Source organism: Streptomyces sp. NPDC001832, from assembly GCF_040297265.1.
Lineage (GTDB): Bacteria > Actinomycetota > Actinomycetes > Streptomycetales > Streptomycetaceae > Streptomyces.
Map to the genome: position 1 here is coordinate 31,517 of NZ_JBEOYU010000031.1, position 14,963 is coordinate 46,479.

Sequence of the window (14,963 nt, forward strand, 5' to 3'; positions counted from 1 at the left end):
CAGCGCACCGGATCACGCATGAGGGGCATCCGGGGTCCGTCCGTCCACGATCCGTGCGATGTTCTTCAGGGGTACGGAATCGGGCTCCAGGTAGTCGCTGTGGCCGCCGGAGCCCGCGTCGAAGGTGTGGGCACCGAAGCCCTCGGACACCGGGTCCGCACCGAACCCGACCTCCACGGTGGGGAGTTCCAGCCGCACGTGCGGCACGTCGGCAATCCAGTCGTTTCCGCCCCGGCCCGCCCAGACGGCTGCCCAGGTGTGCATTTCGGCCACATTGTCGACTCCCACGCCGGGGCTGCCGTACAGAACGATGTCCGCGACCTCCAGCCCGGCCGCGGCCCGTGAACAGACGACGGAACCGTAGGAGTGACACAGCAGCGAGGTCCGGGCTGCCGGCTTGACGCTTTTCAACTGCCCAAGGAACGCGCGCAGTTCGGGAGCTGCGGCATCGGCTCGCTCAGAGCTCACCGCCGCCAGGCTCACGGTGGCCGGTGTCTCGTACCCGAGCCAGACGACGGCGGCTGACCGGTCGCCCAGCTCCCTGTTCAGCGCCTGAGCGCCGTCCCTCAGGCGCCAGTAGTTGTCGACGTTCATGCCCGCGCCCGGGACCAGTACGGCTATCCGGTCGGCTCGGGACAGGTCGCCGAACACCTCGACGGCGCGGCCGCCGCCTCGGCCGTCGAAGGAGACGAAGTGTCGTGCAGGGTCTGCCATGACGCGCAGCGCGTCGGCCCGCTTCCCGTCGCCGTGGCCGTCGGCCACCCCCGCGGCCGCCGCGATGTCCGCGCGAGTTGCGGCGTACCGTTCGGTGAGAGCGGTCGGGGTGGCGGCGGGCAGCAGGCCCGGGACGGTCGGAGCGGGCGCCGGTACGCCGGCGGGCCTGACCGCACCCGACACGGGCACGGCCACCGAGGCGACGACGAGCGCGGCAAGCAGGGCGCGGCACAGGCGGCTTCTGCGCGGGCGGGACGCCATGGCGGATGGTTCCTTCCATGCCGGAGGTCTTTCGTGCTTCCAGTACAGAAGCTATGAATCACGCCTCGTAGTCGGCGTCCCGCCAGGGAGTGAACCTTCCGCGTAGTTCTGAAGTACGGGGGTATGGGGCGGACGTACAGGCGGAGGGCCTGGCACGGCACTACACGGATGTGGCGAGCGGGTCACAGACCACGTCAGAGGCGGAATCCGCAGTGGAAGGAGACAAGTGATGGCCAAGCCACTGAGCGCGTCCAAGCTGGTGGAGATCCTGCGCGCGGAGGGTCTGACCGTCCATGAGGTACGCAACTGGCGTACACACAACCGCAATTCAAAAGGCCCATGGGGTCCGGTGAACGGAGTGATGATCCATCACACCGTCACCTCCGGCACCGACACGTCCGTGGACATCTGCTACGACGGCTACTCGGGCCTCCCCGGCCCCCTGTGCCACGGCGTGATCGACAAGAAGGGCCACGTCCACATGGTGGGCAACGGCCGCGCCAACCATGCCGGCCTCGGCGACGGCGACGTCCTGCGCGCCGTCGTCAGCGAGGCGGAACTGCCGCCGGACAACGAGGCCGACACCGATGGCAACCGCCACTTCTACGGCTTCGAGTGCATCAATCTCGGCAACGGCAAGGACCCCTGGCCCGAGGTCCAGAAAGAGGCCATCGAGAAGGTCTCGGCCGCGATCTGCCGGGCCCATGGCTGGAGCGAGCGTTCCGTCATCGGCCACAAGGAGTGGCAGCCGGGCAAGCAGGACCCGCGCGGCTTCACGATGGACGGCATGCGTTCCCGGATCGCCGAACGTCTGCGCAGCCACAAGCCGCCGACCAAACCCCGGCCCGAGTACGAGCCGTTCCCCGGCTCGGCCTTCTTCCGGGCCGGCCGCCACGACAAGCGCATAACCGCCATGGGCAAGCGCCTGATCGCGGAGGGCTGCGGCCGTTATGAGGTGGGCCCGGGCCCCGAGTGGACCGAAGCGGACCGCAAGTCCTACGCGGCGTGGCAGCACAAGTTGGGATTCAGAGGCAAGGACGCGGACGGGGTTCCGGGCAAGGCCAGTTGGGACAGGTTGAAGGTGCCGGCGTCGCAGCGGTAGAGGGCGTGGGGTCTGCCCGCCGGAGGGCGGGCAGACCGGCTGTGCGGGAACAGGACGACATCGTCATCGCTCCACTGACGCAGGAGCAGGGCCTGGTGCACCGCCCCAGCCTCTCAGCGGGCGGCGAGGTCGCGGGCCGTGCGAATGATGTGGGTACGTGAGATGCCTGCGGTGTCGAGCAGTTCGGAGGGGGTTCCGGAAACCGGCAGATTGCGCACGGCGAGGTGGACGACTGCGGGGGTCAGTCGCTGTGCGGCGAGTGCGGACAGCACGGCCTCGCCGATGCCGCCTTCTGGGTGGTGGTCCTCGACGACGACCAGTGCGCCGGTTTCCTGTGCGGCGCGGGCGAGCGTGTCGAGGTCCAGGGGCTTGACGGAGTACAGGTCGACGACCCGGACCGGGATGTTCTCGGCAGCGAGCTGGTCGGCGGCGGCAAGGCATTCGTGGACGGTGACGCCGGCGCCGATGAGCGTGACCTCGTCGCTGTCGCTCGCGCGCAGCGTCTTGGACCCGCCGACGGGGAAGGTTTCGTCGGAGGTGTAGAGGACGGGGTAGGCGCCCCGGGTTGTGCGCAGGTAGGAGATGCCGTCCAGGTAGGCCATTGCGACGGTAAGAGCGGCAGCGGATGTGGCGTCGCTGGGGTAGAGCACGGTGGAGCCGTGGACGGCGCGCATCATGGCCAGGTCTTCCAGGCCCATCTGGGAGGGGCCGTCCGCACCGATCTCGACACCGCAGTGGGTTCCGCACAGGCTCATGGAGATCTGGGAGACGGCCGCCATACGGATGAAGTCATGGGCCCGGGTGAGAAAGGCGGCGAAGGTGGTGGCGTAGGGACGGTAGCCGCGTACGGCCATACCGACCGCCGCGGCGATCATCTGCTGTTCAGCGATGTACATCTGGAAGTACCGCTCGGGGTGTGCCTTGCCGAAGTCCTCCGCGTGGGTGGAGTTGCCCACCTCGGCGTCCAGAGCCACGATGTCGGGCCGGGCGCCGATCGCAGCCAGCGCCTTGCCGAACGCCACTCGGGTGGCGACGGTTTCGCCGACCCCGAAGCGCGGCAGCGTCACCTCCACGGGAGCGGCCGGGGTTCTGGGGGCGGCGGCGGGCGGCTGGGGCCCGCGGACGGTGAGGTGGCGTACGCCGCCCAGTTCGGTGATGGCGCGTGCGGCAAGATCGTCGGGCAGTGGCTTGCCGTGCCAGCCCTCGGCGTCTGCGACCTCGAAGACGCCCTGGCCCTTGACGGTCTTGGCGACGACGACGGTGGGGGCCTGCCCGTCGTCCGCGGCGGCCAGGGCTTGTTCGACGGCCACCAGGTCATGGCCGTCGACGACGAGGGCGCGGCAACCGAAGGCTTCGGCACGGCGGGCGTAGGCGCCGGTGTCCCAGCCCAGCTCCGTGGGGCCGCTCTGGCCGAGGCGGTTGACGTCGATGATCGCGACGAAGTTGGCCAACCGGTGGCGGCCTGCCTTGTCCAGGGCTTCCCACACCGACCCTTCGGTCATTTCGCTGTCTCCGCACAGCACCCACACCCGGTACGGCTGGTGTTCCAGGTCCCGTCCGGCAAGGGCGATGCCGACGCCGTAGGCGATGCCCTGGCCCAAAGAGCCGGTGGCAGCGTCCACCCAGGGCAGGACCGGAGTGGGGTGACCCTGCAGTCGAGCGCCGTTGCGGCGGTAGGTGGTCATCAGTTCCTCTTCATCGATCGCACCGGCGGCGAGGAACATCGCGTACAGCAGGGGGGAAGCATGCCCCTTGGAGAAGATCAGGTGGTCGTTGGCCGGGTTCTTCGGGTTGCGCCAGTCGTAGCGCAGTTGGCGTGTCATGAGGACAGCCATCAGATCCGCGGCGGACAGGCTGGAGGTGGGGTGGCCGGAGCCGGCGGCGGTGCTGGCGCGAACGGAGTCCACACGCAGCTGCTGAGCCAGCTGGAAGACCTGGTCCAGGCCGCTGTCGGGCCCGAGGGAGACAGTGGGGGTGTTCTCGATCGACATCGCGGCTTCCTCTCCGTGTTCTGCGGTTCCTATCCGGTCGTCGTCGGCTGCCGACTCGCGGCCGCGTGCAGAGGCTGCATGGGGCTCCTGCGCCCTTGCCGACCGTATGTCCGTGGTGCCGTGGCCGCGATCCGAACGCGTACCGGTCAGAGAGTGCGTTCCAGGAGCGCCATCAGTGCCTTCCAGTGGCGTTCGTCCGCCGTGCTGTCGTATGCGGCGGTGTCGGCCTGGGTGAAGCCGTGGTGCGCCCCTGTGTAGACCTCGCTGCGGTGGCGCACGCCGGCTGCGGTGAGGGCCTCGTCGAGACGGGTGATCTGCTCGGGGGGCAGCGATGGGTCCTGGTCGGCGTGGCCGAAGTACAGCTCCGCAGTGATCCGGTCGGCGAGCAGGTGCGGGCTGTCGGCGGCGTCGGTGGCCAGGTGCCCGCCGTGGAAGCCCGCCATGGCCGCGACCCGCTCCGGGTAGGTGCCGGCGGTCCGCAGGGCAAGTCCGGCGCCCATGCAGTAGCCCGTGATACCGACCGGCCGGTCAGTGGTCAGGGGGCAGTCTGTAAGCCAGGTCAGGTAGGCACCGGCGTCGCGCATTGCCGGATCGGGTGCGAGTGACTGCAAGATCGGGCCGAGACGCTCGAAGATCTCCGGGCGTCGGGCCGGGTCGATGAAGTCGGGCAGCTCGACCACCGGCGCTCGCCCATGGCGGTAGAACACATTGGGGGCCAGGACGGTGTACCCGGCTTCGGCGAGACGATCGACCATCTTCTTCAGGTGAGGACGGATTCCGAAGGCGTCCGTGTAGAGCAGGACCCCGGGGTGGGGACTTCCGTCGTCGGGATGGGCCAGGTAGGCGTCGGCAGTGCCGTCCGGTGTGGGGATGTCCACGGATGTTCCGCGCACGGTGGTCATGGGCAGTTCTCTTCTCTCGTCCGGTGCCCCTCCGTGCTCGGAACAGGAGGGGGCGTGTGTGGTCTGTGGTCTCAGACCGATGGGACGGTGTCAGGGCAATGGGTTGTGGTTGCAGTCAGTAATCGTATGCGGTCAGCGATCGCTTGACCGATTGCCCGGACCTGTCGTTGAGCCGGATCGCTGCAGTGGGCGCCCGGATCCAGGACAGCGATCGCATGAGGGCCGATCGGCGCGCATCGCCTGGCTGATCGTCAGAAGAGGCTGGGGCGTGGGCGTCGTGGGGCTTCTGACTCCGTTCCGGATCATCTCGGCACCCGGAGATCCCCACGACAGGTGGGATCCCCGGGGTGCCGGACTTCAACTCGGTATCGTCGTCCGACATCCTCGGTGAACGAACAGAAACTGGCACGGACAGTGGTTGCGGTTTCCGGCAGGGAGCCATGACGGTTAAGGATTCGAAGGCCCGATGACAGACAACTCCGACATGATCGACTTCGTTCGGGCGCGTCTTGCCGAGGAGGAACAGATTGCGCAGGCGGCGGGCGGGGACAGTTGGCGGTGCCTGACCGGTGTGCCCGGCGAGATCCACGACCGGACCGGCGCTATCGCGTTCAGCCTGCGGAATCTCGGCTTCGATCAGCACATCGCCCTTCAGGACCCCGCGCGCACACGTCGTCGCATCGAGACGAGCAGAGTGCTCCTCAATGAGTACGCGGAGGTCGCCGACAAGGACGCCGACCGCCCCGAACACGACTTCTCGTCCGGCCGTGCGGTCGGGCTCGGTTTCGCCGTCCGCCAGATGGCCGCAGAGCATGCCGGCCACCCCGACTACCGGGCGAAGTGGCTGCCGCGATTCATCCATTAGCGCCCGGCGGCGGCCACCTGCGGGCCGACCTGCAAACGGGCTGACAGCCAGGTCCGCATCGACGGAATCCCACTGACCGGCGCCACAGCTTTGTCAGGCGCGCAATCATTCGACCGGGCACGCAAACATCGACATGAGGGTATATATCCCCATATCACCGACCCGGGGATTTCACCGAAGGGAGCGGTTGCCATGGAGCGGACCACGTGCTGTGTGGTGGGAGGGGGCCCCGCCGGAATGGTTCTCGGGCTGTTGCTGGCCCGGGCGGGGGTGGAGGTCACGGTCCTGGAGAAGCACGGCGACTTCCTGCGCGACTTCCGCGGTGACACCGTGCATCCGTCCACCTTGGCGCTGCTGGAGGACCTGGGACTGGCCGAGCGGTTCGGCCGACTGCCGCAGCGGCGTGTGCAGACGGTCCAGCTGCCGCTCGGCCCGGACCGCTCGCTGGTCACCGTCGGAAACATCGGCGCGCTGCGGGGCACGTACAACTACATTGCGATGGTGCCCCAGTGGGATCTGCTCAATCTCCTCGTGGACGAGGCCGGGCGGGAGCCGTCCTTCTCCATGCGGATGAACACCGAGGCGACCGCCTTCCTGGTGGAGCGCACTGGGGTCCGCCCTGGTCGAATGAAGCCGAGAGCTCGGGGGAGGATCACGGGGGTCCGGTACCGCACGTCCGACGGCCGCACCGGTGAGCTGCATGCCACCCTCACCGTGGCCTGCGACGGCCGGGGCTCGCTGGCGAGGTCATTGCCCGAACTGGGACTGCGGAAGTTCGCCTGCCCGATGGACGCCTGGTGGTTCCGGCTGCCGCGGCGGGAGAACGACCCGCACGGCCTCGTGGGAGGTGTGGGCGACCGGTTCGTCAGCGCCATGATCGACCGTGGGGACTACTGGCAGTGCGCCGCGCTGATCCCCAAGGGAACCAACACCCGGCGCCGCGCCGCCGGCCTCGAACGGTTCATGGACGAATTCACAGCCGCCGCCCCCTGGCTCGCGGACCGAGTGCACGCGCTCGAGTCGTGGGACGACGTGAGGCTGCTCGATGTACGGCTCGACCGCCTGCGGCGCTGGCACCGCCCGGGACTGCTGTGCATCGGCGACGCGGCACACGCGATGTCACCGGTCTTCGGCATCGGCATCAACCTCGCGGTCGAGGACGCGGTGGCCGCCGCCCGCTATCTCGTCGAACCGCTGCGTGAGGGCGCGGTCGGCCTGCGGACCGTACGCCACGTCCAGCGCCGCCGCTGGCCGACCACCGCCGCGACGCAGGCCCTTCAGCGTTTCGCCCACACGAATGTCATCGAACCGGTTCTTTCGGGCCGCCCGGCGTTCGGCGACCCGAAGCGGGCCCAGCGGCTGAGCGAGCTCATCACGACCTCACGGTGGCTGAACCGCCTGCCGGCGTACTTCTTCGCCTACGGCGCCCTGCGAGAGCGCCCGCCTGCCGCGTCGGTGCGCTGAGCCGGACACCTCGCGTCGACGGCGGCCGGCACCACGCGTCCGCAGCTGGCCGGCCGCTCCCCCGCCGAGACCTCAGGCGCGCGCCTTGCGGGCCGACATCCATGCGTAGACCAGGACTCCCGCGAAGAGGAACAGCACGCCCTGGTAGACGGCGGCGTAGCCGGAACCCGCCAGGAGCCACATGGAGAAGCCGAAGGCGGCCAGCGCGAGCGCGGCGTCTCGGGCGAGGCGGGCGGGGCGGACCTGGTCGCGCCGCCCCGAGAGGAGGAAGTACAGCTGAGCCGCCGTCGCCAGGAGGTACGGAACGGTCGCGGTGAACGTCGTGACCAGCACCAGGATCTCGAACACCCGGGCCGTCCCGGCCATGTAGTTGTAGACAGTCAGCAGCGAGGCAAGAACGACTGTGACAGTCACGCCGAAGGTCGACACGCCTCGTCGCTTCACCGCGAAGCGTGCCGGGAAGAGACCGTCGCGAGCAGCGGCGTACGCGGTCTGGGCGCTGAGCAGCGTCCAGCCGTTGAGCGCACCCACGATCGAGACCAGTGCAGCGCAGGCGACCACCGTGCCGCCCCACGTGCCGCCGAACATGGCGTTGACGGCATCGGTGAAGGGGGCGTGGGAGGTGAGCAGCTTGTCGTGCGCGACGGTACCGAAGACGGCGAGGGTGCCCAGCAGGTACACCAGCGCCGCACCAAGCGTGCCGAGGACGGTCGCCCGCCCGACGTTGCGCCGCGGGTTGCGCACCTCGCCGGCACTGACTGCCGCCGACTCGACTCCGAGGTAGCTGAAAAGCAGAATCGCGGCGGACGCGGAGACCGCGCCGAGGGCGCTGCCTTCGGTGGCCTGGAAGGGACCGAGGTTGTCCGGGTCGAAGAAGAACAGCCCGCCGATCGCGACCAGCAGCAGGGGCACGAACTTCAGCACGGTGGAGACGAGCTGCACCGTGCCGACGTAACGGGTCCCGGCGAGGTTGGCGAGAGCCGGCAGCCACTGCACGACGAGCGCAGCGGTCATCATCAGCCAGGGCGAGTCGTGCAGGGGCAGCAGCACGTCCAGGTAGCCCACGGCGGTGACGGCGAGCGCCGCGTTGCTCACCCAGGAGGTGATCCAGTACGACCAGGCGGCCAGGAAGCCCGCGAAGTCGCCGAAGGCCTCGCGCACGTAGACGTACGGCCCGCCGGTGCGCGGGTCGCGCTGCGCGAGCCGCCCGAAGACGAGCGCGAGCGCGATGGCTCCAACGGTGAGCACTCCGAAGGCGACGAGGCTGATGGTGCCGTACGGGGCGACGGCCGCCGGAAGCAGGAAGATGCCGCCGCCGATGATGTTGCCCATGACCAGCGCGGTGGCGACCGGAAGCCCGAAGCGCCGGGCGTGCCGGCTGCCCCCTTCCCGATCCGAGGACGGAAGGTGCCCTGCCCGGGCGGGGTCGGGGCCGTGGGCCGGGGCCGGAGCGGGGCTGCCCGGGGCCGGAGCGGGGCTGCCCGGGGCCGGAGCCGATGGCGAGACGGTTCCGGTGTCGTGCATGGGGATGGTGCGCCTTTCATCGTGCAGGGTGCCGTCGCCAGCCCCGGGGGGCGGCGTCACGGCCCGCGGCCGGTGCAGCGGCGGGCCGAATGCGGGCACACGCCTGCTGCGGGAAACGCCGGGGGATCCACCCCATGGTGGAATATCGGACACCGCATAACAAATCGCCGGTAAATGTTCACCGAGATGCCGACAGCGACCGAAAATCGGACGGGACTGGGCCCGTGTGACCGCGCATCCTTCTCTGCGGGTTCGAAGGCTCCGGCAGTCGCCGCGGCCGCCGTCCGCCGACTCGGCTCAGGGCCGACCGTGGTCGCCTGCTCCTGGAACGATTTCACGGCGACTTTGACAGTCCCCGCTCCGCGACAGCACGCTTGACCAGGTCCGGCGTGCCGCTGCTCCCGTGTCGACGTGCCTGACTAGCGTACAAAAAATCATCATCTGCCCGGGAGGTCTCGTGCCCCGCACTCGTCGGAAAGAATCCAGCCTCTCCATCAAGCCGCTGAGCGTCGCCGAGTTGGTGATCGGCGTGGTCTCGGTGACGGTCTTGGTGGCGGGTCTCGGCGTTCTGTCCGGTTCTGGGGTGTGGCTCCTCGGACTGCTGGTGTTCCTGCCGTCGACCGCCGCGGTGCTGGGCACGGTACGCCAGACCGCGCTCGTGTCCGCGTGGGCCACCCTCGTGGCGACCGTCTCCCTGCTGGCCCGGGGCACTGACGAAAGGGATTGGCTCGACGCCGTCCTGATGGCGCTGCTCATCCTCGCCCTGGGCGGGGTCTCCGTCTACACCTGCCACCGGCGCATCTCCCGCGAGGAGGAGATGCTACGGCTGCGCTCCACCGCCGTGGCCATGCAGCGGCACATCCTCCACCCGCTGCCGCTGCTCACCGACGACGTCCTGGTCGACGGAGTCTACGAGCCCGTGCAGGAGGAGCGACTGGTCGGCGGAGACGTCTACGACGTCATCGACTCGCCCTGGGGTACCCGGGTGCTGATCGGCGACGTCCAGGGCAAGGGCCTCGCCGCCGTCGGCGCCGCGTTCGCCGTCATCGGGGCCTTTCGCGAGGCCGCCCACCGGGAGCCCACCCTGACGGCGGTCGTCGATGCCCTGGACGCCTCGGTCGTCAGGCACAACTCCTACGCCGAACAGGCCGGTGAAGACGAACGATTCGTCACGGCCCTGATCATCGGAGTCGACACGAGTGCCGAGGCACAGGCGATCAACTGCGGGCACGTCCCCCCGCAGTTGCTGCATGCCGGCACCCTCACCACGCTCCCGCTGGTCACCGGTGTACCGCTCGGGCTGGCCGAACTCTCGAGCGAGCCCGCGACAGTCGACTGGTTCGCGTTCCCGCCCGGCTCGACACTGCTGCTGAGCACCGACGGCCTCACCGAGACGCGCGCCGCCGACGGCACGTTCTACCCGGTCGACGAGCGGTTGGCGAGCCGGCTCGGCCTCCCTCCGACCGACCTGCCACGGGCCCTTTACGACGATGCCCGAGCATTCGCCGAGGGCAGCCAGCACGACGACATCGCCATCCTGTCCGTGCGCCGCTCACCGCATCACTGAGGCCGGCACCACACACGGCGGGTCGCGCTGCGCGAGCCGCCCGAAGTTTTCACGGCGCCGCACCCCCGCTCCCGGCTGCCACACCCCACGGGCGCGTCCGCATTACCCATCGGACCGGCGGAACGCCGATCCAGCCTCCTTCACCAAGGAGACCGGGCGGGGCATCGGACCGCCCAGGCCAGGCCAGGCGACCGGGGGCGTGAGGGAACCCGCCCACCCGCAACGGATCACGCCCCTGGAGGCGTGCCGCCGAACGGGACCCCGGCCGGCGCCGCCTGCTTCCACGCCTGTGGTCCGACCGTCCTGCCCGGAGGACGGCCGAGCGCTCCGTCGAGGACAGCCTCCGCAGGCTGCAGAGCGGGCCAGTACGCACCTCCCACCAAGACGTACATCTGGGCACGCGGCACGGCGGCCTGATCCTCAGACGCTGTGGTCGGCGAGGGCGTGGTGGACGGCGGAGACGACGACGGAGCCCTCGCCGACGGCGGAGGCGACGCGTTTGACCGACCCCGCGCGGACGTCGCCGACTGCGAAGACGCCGGGCAGACTGGTCTCCAGTCCGGCCGGCTGAGCATCGTCGGCATACATCCGGCGGTCGGTGACGTCGGTGCCGACGCGCACGAAACCCCTGTGGTCGGTCTCCAAGCACCCGCGCAGCCAGTCGGTGTTGGGGGTGGCGCCGAGCATCAGGAAGACGTTGGCGATCGTGCGGGTCTCCATGGCACCGGTTTGGTTGTCGGCCCATCGCACCCGGCTGAGATGCTCGTCGCCGTCGAGGCCGGTGAGCTCGGTGTGCGGGTGCACAAGGATCCGGTCGGAGGCTGCGATGCGGTCCTCCAGGTAGCGGGACATGCCCTCGGACAGGCCCGGGCCGCGGATGAGCATGTGCACCTGCCGAGCGTGCCGGGAGAGGAAGACGGCAGCCTGACCGGCGGAGTTGGCTCCGCCGACGACCACGACGTCCTCGCCTTCGCACAGGCCGGCCTCCATGAGGGTGGCTGCGTAGTGGATGCCGTTGCCCTCGAACCCTGCCCGGCCGGGCAGGTCCAGTCGGCGGTAGCGCGCGCCGGTGGCCACGACGACCGTCCGGGCCCGCAAGCGGTCGCCGTCCTCCAGCGTGATCGTGTAGGGCCGCTGACTGCAGTCCAAACCCGCCACGAGGCGTGGCAGAACGATGCGGGCGCCGAACTTCTGAGCCTGGACCTGGGCGCGCCCGGCCAGCGCCTGGCCGGTCACCCCGATGGGAAACCCCAGATAGTTTTCGATCATGGACGAGGTGCCGGCCTGGCCACCCGGCGCCTCAGCCTCCAGTACCACGGTGCGCAGCCCTTCGGAGGCTGCGTAGACGGCGGCGGCCAGTCCAGCCGGACCGGCGCCCACCACGGCCAGGTCGAACACCAAGGCCGGGTCCAGTTCCTCGGCGAGGCCCAGGTGGTGTGCCAGTTCCCGGTTGGTGGGGTTCTCCAGGAATCGGTCGGGCCGGTAGACCACCACCGGCCAGGTCCGGCGGCCGCCCAGGCCGTAGCGGCTGAGCAGCTCGCTGGCGCTTGGGCCTGCGGCAGGGTCGATGGCGGTGACGGGGTAGCCGTTGCGTTCGAGGAACCGAAGCACCCGCAGGGTGTCTGCGGTGGTGGGCGGGCCGGCGACCAGCACGGTGGCCTGACCGTGTTGGATCAGGCCCAGGCGGCGCAGGATGAGGGCGCGCATCACGGCCTCGGAGATGTCTGGTGCCGCCACCAGAAGCCGGCGGAACTCCGGCCGGTGCAGGCGTGCCACTTGTCCGTCCTCTCCCATCCGGCCGTTGACCAGGGTCTTCCGGTCGTTGAACAGGTCCAGCTCGCCGGTGAACTGCTGGGGGCCGTGCACCGTGATGACCTGGAGTGTGCCGTCCGGGGCTTCGTGGTAGACCTCGATGCTGCCCTCCAGAACGACGAAGAAGTCCGCGCTCCGGTCTCCGCGCCGGAACAGTACGGTTCCGGCGCGGAGCTCCTCGACCTGTCCGAAGCAGCGAGCGCGGGCCACCTGCTCGTCGGTGAGCCGGGGGAAGGTCTGAGTCATCCGCCGATAGGGATCGGTCGTGTCCGTGTCCGCGCCGGACTCGCTCGGAATCCGCATGCCGCTGCTCGTACTCATCAGCCCCACCACTGCTCCCGTGGAACCGGCCGGTGTCTCCTCTGGCCGGCGCCCGGCCGACTGCGTTGCCGGGACCTCTCCAGTGTCCCCCGGCGCCCCGCGAAGCGCTCGGACAGCCGCTGCCCGCTCGGCCTGCGGCGGCCACCGGTCGCGCGGAAGGGGGGCATGTGCGGTGCGGGTTGAAAGGAGCGACGATGGATGTGTCCCCGACGGAGGAGACGCGTCATGTCCGAGGACCGCGACATACCCGGCATCGACCCCTCAGTGCCCCCGAGTGGAGATGGCTGTGTCGAGTGCCTGGCCGGTGACGGCCCCGGCTGGTGGTTCCACCTGCGCCGCTGCGCCGCCTGCGGCCACGTCGGCTGCTGCGACTCATCCCCCGCCCAGCACGCCACCCGTCATGCGCACCAGGCTGGCCACCCGTTCCTCGCCAGCTTCGAACCCGGGGAGGACTGGTTCTGGAACATCGAAACCGAGCAGTTCTACACCGGTCCCCGCCTGGCCCCGCCCGCCAACCACCCCACCGCCCAGCCCGTCCCAGGACCGCAAGAGCGCGTACCGGGTGACTGGGAACGGCACCTCCACTGAGCCATAGCCTCGCCGCTGACTTCCTCTCCCAGCGATCGCCCGCCGCGGCGCCCCGCACGGCTCCGGCCCGGGCAAGACCCGCTGGGTCGTCGAGCACACCTTGACCCGGCCTCACCGGTTCAAGCGTCTGCGCATCGCTACGAGATACGCACCGATCTCCACCAGGAACTCCTCGAACTCGCCTGCACCATTATCTGCTTGAGGCAGATACGCACCGCCTCCTGAAACCATCAGTGGCCCGCCCCTCACCGCGCACAGTCGCCAACATTTGGCAAGCCCTCCGGCGACTATGGCTCAATACATCGCTCGGACTTCGCCTCTACAGTCCCAACAGACCCGGCGCCCTCTCCCAGGAAGCTCAGCCGCACCTGACGGCGCGGGTTGTCGACGTTCGTGTCGACCAGACACACCGACTGCCACGTCCCCAGTTCCAGCCGCCCCCCGATCACCGGCAGTGTTGCGTGCGGCGGGACGAGGGCGGGAAGTACGTGGTCGCGGCCGTGGCCGGGGCTGCCGTGGCGGTGCTGCCAGCGGTCGTCGGAGGGAAGCAGCGTGTGGAGGGCGGCCAGGAGGTCGTCGTCGCTGCCCGATCCGGTTTCGAGGATGGCGATGCCGGCAGTCGCGTGCGGTACGAAGATGTTGAGCAGGCCGTCCCCGGTGGCTGCGGTCCGAACAAGGAACTGCTGGCAGTCGTGCGTGAGATCGGTGACGGTCTCCGTCGATCCGGTGGTGATGTGCAGGACGCTGGTGGTGAAGGCATGGGGCATGCCTGCATCCTCTCGCTCATCCGGCAAGATCGCGCATCCACATGCTGAGTCGCCATTGACCGTTTCAGTCTTGGATCGCTGCACTCGGCGCCAAGCTCCGTTCAGCTCGGCGAGCATCCCGCACCGGCCGTGATGTGACGGCACAACTGCTCAGCCGTCGGACGCGCTGCTGCGGTTGCGGTTGAACTCCTCCACGTTTCTCTGGTGTTCCGCATAACTGCTGGTGAATCGGGTGTCTCCCGGCGCGACCGTGACGAAGTACAGCCACGACCCGGGTGTGGGAGTGATCGCCGCCGTCATTGCCTGCTCCCCCGGGTTGCCGATGGGTGTGGGCGGGAGCCCCTTGCGCTCGTAGCTGTTGTACGGGCTGTCGATCTTCGTGTCGCCGGTGGTGGTCTCCAGAGTGCTGCGGTTCAGAGCGTAGTTGAGTGTGGAGTCCATCTGGAGCGGCATGCCCCGCTCGAGCCGGTTGTAGATGACCCTGGCGACCTTGCCCATGTCGTCATCGGTGTCCGCTTCGGCCTGCACGATGCTTGCGATGGTCACCGTCTGGTACACTGAGACGCCGTTGCGCTGCGCGCCTGCGGTGATGTGGTCCGCGCCGAACCGTTCGACTGCCGTGTCGACCATGTACCTGAGCAGGCTCTGCGGGGTGGTGTCGGAGGTGACGGGGTACGTCGCCGGGAAGAGGTAACCCTCGGGATTACCCTTCGCCTCGGCCGGAAGCGGCAGATCTGCCGCGCCGGCGGCCTTCTCGGTGGTGCCGGATGCCACGGCCAGGGTCTTGTCGACTGCGGCGTACACCTGGGACGCCCGCCGCCCCTCGGGGATCACGAGCTGGCGTGCCCGCTCGGCCTTCGGCCGCCGCGTCAGCAGCGGTACAAGGACGGCTGCTGCCACGACGAGAGCGATGCCGATGAGCAGCACCAGAAAGCCGCGCCGAGTCGGGCGGAGAGTGCGACGGGGCGGGGTGTCCGGGAACTCGTTCGCCATGCAGACACGCTATCCCGCCGTCCAAAATGCCCAGACACGGCCCCACACTCCACAAACAGAACACACGAACAGGGGATCGGGTGTTCGCTGGA

Annotated in this window: 12 protein-coding genes; 5 read left to right on the forward strand and 7 right to left on the reverse strand. The window is 69.4% G+C overall.

Annotated elements, in window-relative coordinates:
• Window positions 1-12 precede the first annotated feature (12 nt).
• On the reverse strand, window positions 13-975 hold the full coding sequence (locus tag ABT115_RS22245) for an alpha/beta hydrolase (protein ID WP_351792533.1): 963 nt from the start codon (window positions 973-975) through the stop codon (window positions 13-15).
• 229 nt (window positions 976-1,204) lie between these two features.
• On the opposite strand from ABT115_RS22245, the gene ABT115_RS22250 reads away from it, so the two are divergent.
• Window positions 1,205-2,077, forward strand: a complete 873-nt coding sequence (locus tag ABT115_RS22250) for a peptidoglycan-binding protein (RefSeq protein WP_351792535.1) — start codon at window positions 1,205-1,207, stop codon at window positions 2,075-2,077.
• 113 nt (window positions 2,078-2,190) lie between these two features.
• On the opposite strand, the gene ABT115_RS22255 is transcribed toward ABT115_RS22250, so the two are convergent.
• Both ABT115_RS22255 and ABT115_RS22260 read right to left on the reverse strand, forming a co-directional pair.
• Entirely contained in the window at window positions 2,191-4,068 is a 1,878-nt protein-coding gene (locus ABT115_RS22255) for a transketolase (protein ID WP_351792538.1), read from the reverse strand.
• Window positions 4,069-4,214: 146 nt separating this feature from the next.
• Complete coding sequence (locus tag ABT115_RS22260; protein ID WP_351792541.1) at window positions 4,215-4,970, reverse strand: dienelactone hydrolase family protein; 756 nt, start codon at window positions 4,968-4,970, stop codon at window positions 4,215-4,217.
• Window positions 4,971-5,436: 466 nt separating this feature from the next.
• On the opposite strand from ABT115_RS22260, the gene ABT115_RS22265 reads away from it, so the two are divergent.
• Both ABT115_RS22265 and ABT115_RS22270 read left to right on the forward strand, forming a co-directional pair.
• A complete protein-coding gene (locus ABT115_RS22265) occupies window positions 5,437-5,835 on the forward strand; it encodes a DUF6221 family protein (RefSeq protein WP_351792543.1) in 399 nt (132 codons plus the stop codon).
• A 192-nt stretch (window positions 5,836-6,027) separates the two neighbouring features.
• Complete coding sequence (locus ABT115_RS22270) at window positions 6,028-7,299, forward strand: FAD-dependent oxidoreductase (RefSeq protein WP_351792545.1); 1,272 nt, start codon at window positions 6,028-6,030, stop codon at window positions 7,297-7,299.
• Window positions 7,300-7,371: 72 nt separating this feature from the next.
• On the opposite strand, the gene ABT115_RS22275 is transcribed toward ABT115_RS22270, so the two are convergent.
• Window positions 7,372-8,823, reverse strand: coding sequence for an amino acid permease (locus tag ABT115_RS22275; RefSeq protein WP_351792548.1), 1,452 nt, complete (start codon window positions 8,821-8,823; stop codon window positions 7,372-7,374).
• Window positions 8,824-9,280: 457 nt separating this feature from the next.
• Here ABT115_RS22275 and ABT115_RS22280 point away from each other — a divergent pair, with 457 nt between their 5' ends.
• Complete coding sequence (locus ABT115_RS22280) at window positions 9,281-10,390, forward strand: PP2C family protein-serine/threonine phosphatase (protein WP_351792551.1); 1,110 nt, start codon at window positions 9,281-9,283, stop codon at window positions 10,388-10,390.
• A gap of 420 nt (window positions 10,391-10,810) precedes the next feature.
• Here the strand turns inward: ABT115_RS22280 and ABT115_RS22285 are convergent, their stop codons facing one another.
• Window positions 10,811-12,523 carry an FAD-dependent oxidoreductase gene (locus tag ABT115_RS22285; RefSeq protein ID WP_351792554.1) on the reverse strand — a complete coding sequence of 571 codons (1,713 nt, stop codon included), beginning with the start codon at window positions 12,521-12,523 and terminating at the stop codon, window positions 10,811-10,813.
• Window positions 12,524-12,748: 225 nt separating this feature from the next.
• Between ABT115_RS22285 and ABT115_RS22290 the strand changes: the two genes are divergently transcribed.
• On the forward strand, window positions 12,749-13,111 hold the full coding sequence (locus ABT115_RS22290; protein WP_351792556.1) for a UBP-type zinc finger domain-containing protein: 363 nt from the start codon (window positions 12,749-12,751) through the stop codon (window positions 13,109-13,111).
• Window positions 13,112-13,398: 287 nt separating this feature from the next.
• Here the strand turns inward: ABT115_RS22290 and ABT115_RS22300 are convergent, their stop codons facing one another.
• Both ABT115_RS22300 and mltG read right to left on the reverse strand, forming a co-directional pair.
• A complete protein-coding gene (locus ABT115_RS22300) occupies window positions 13,399-13,878 on the reverse strand; it encodes a secondary thiamine-phosphate synthase enzyme YjbQ (RefSeq protein WP_351792559.1) in 480 nt (159 codons plus the stop codon).
• A 150-nt stretch (window positions 13,879-14,028) separates the two neighbouring features.
• Window positions 14,029-14,871: an endolytic transglycosylase MltG gene (mltG, locus tag ABT115_RS22305; RefSeq protein WP_351792561.1), complete on the reverse strand. Its 843-nt coding sequence runs from the start codon at window positions 14,869-14,871 to the stop codon at window positions 14,029-14,031.
• Window positions 14,872-14,963 lie beyond the last annotated feature (92 nt).

Bases quoted from the DNA above. Each gene is read 5' to 3' on its own strand.
- ABT115_RS22245 (WP_351792533.1), bottom strand. From the start codon at position 975: ATGGCGTCCCGCCCGCGCAGAAGCCGCCTGTGCCGCGCCCTGCTTGCC.
- ABT115_RS22250 (WP_351792535.1), top strand. From the start codon at position 1,205: ATGGCCAAGCCACTGAGCGCGTCCAAGCTGGTGGAGATCCTGCGCGCG.
- ABT115_RS22255 (WP_351792538.1), bottom strand. From the start codon at position 4,068: ATGTCGATCGAGAACACCCCCACTGTCTCCCTCGGGCCCGACAGCGGC.
- ABT115_RS22260 (WP_351792541.1), bottom strand. From the start codon at position 4,970: ATGACCACCGTGCGCGGAACATCCGTGGACATCCCCACACCGGACGGC.
- ABT115_RS22265 (WP_351792543.1), top strand. From the start codon at position 5,437: ATGACAGACAACTCCGACATGATCGACTTCGTTCGGGCGCGTCTTGCC.
- ABT115_RS22270 (WP_351792545.1), top strand. From the start codon at position 6,028: ATGGAGCGGACCACGTGCTGTGTGGTGGGAGGGGGCCCCGCCGGAATG.
- ABT115_RS22275 (WP_351792548.1), bottom strand. From the start codon at position 8,823: ATGCACGACACCGGAACCGTCTCGCCATCGGCTCCGGCCCCGGGCAGC.
- ABT115_RS22285 (WP_351792554.1), bottom strand. From the start codon at position 12,523: ATGAGTACGAGCAGCGGCATGCGGATTCCGAGCGAGTCCGGCGCGGAC.
- ABT115_RS22290 (WP_351792556.1), top strand. From the start codon at position 12,749: ATGTCCGAGGACCGCGACATACCCGGCATCGACCCCTCAGTGCCCCCG.
- ABT115_RS22300 (WP_351792559.1), bottom strand. From the start codon at position 13,878: ATGCCCCATGCCTTCACCACCAGCGTCCTGCACATCACCACCGGATCG.
- mltG (WP_351792561.1), bottom strand. From the start codon at position 14,871: ATGGCGAACGAGTTCCCGGACACCCCGCCCCGTCGCACTCTCCGCCCG.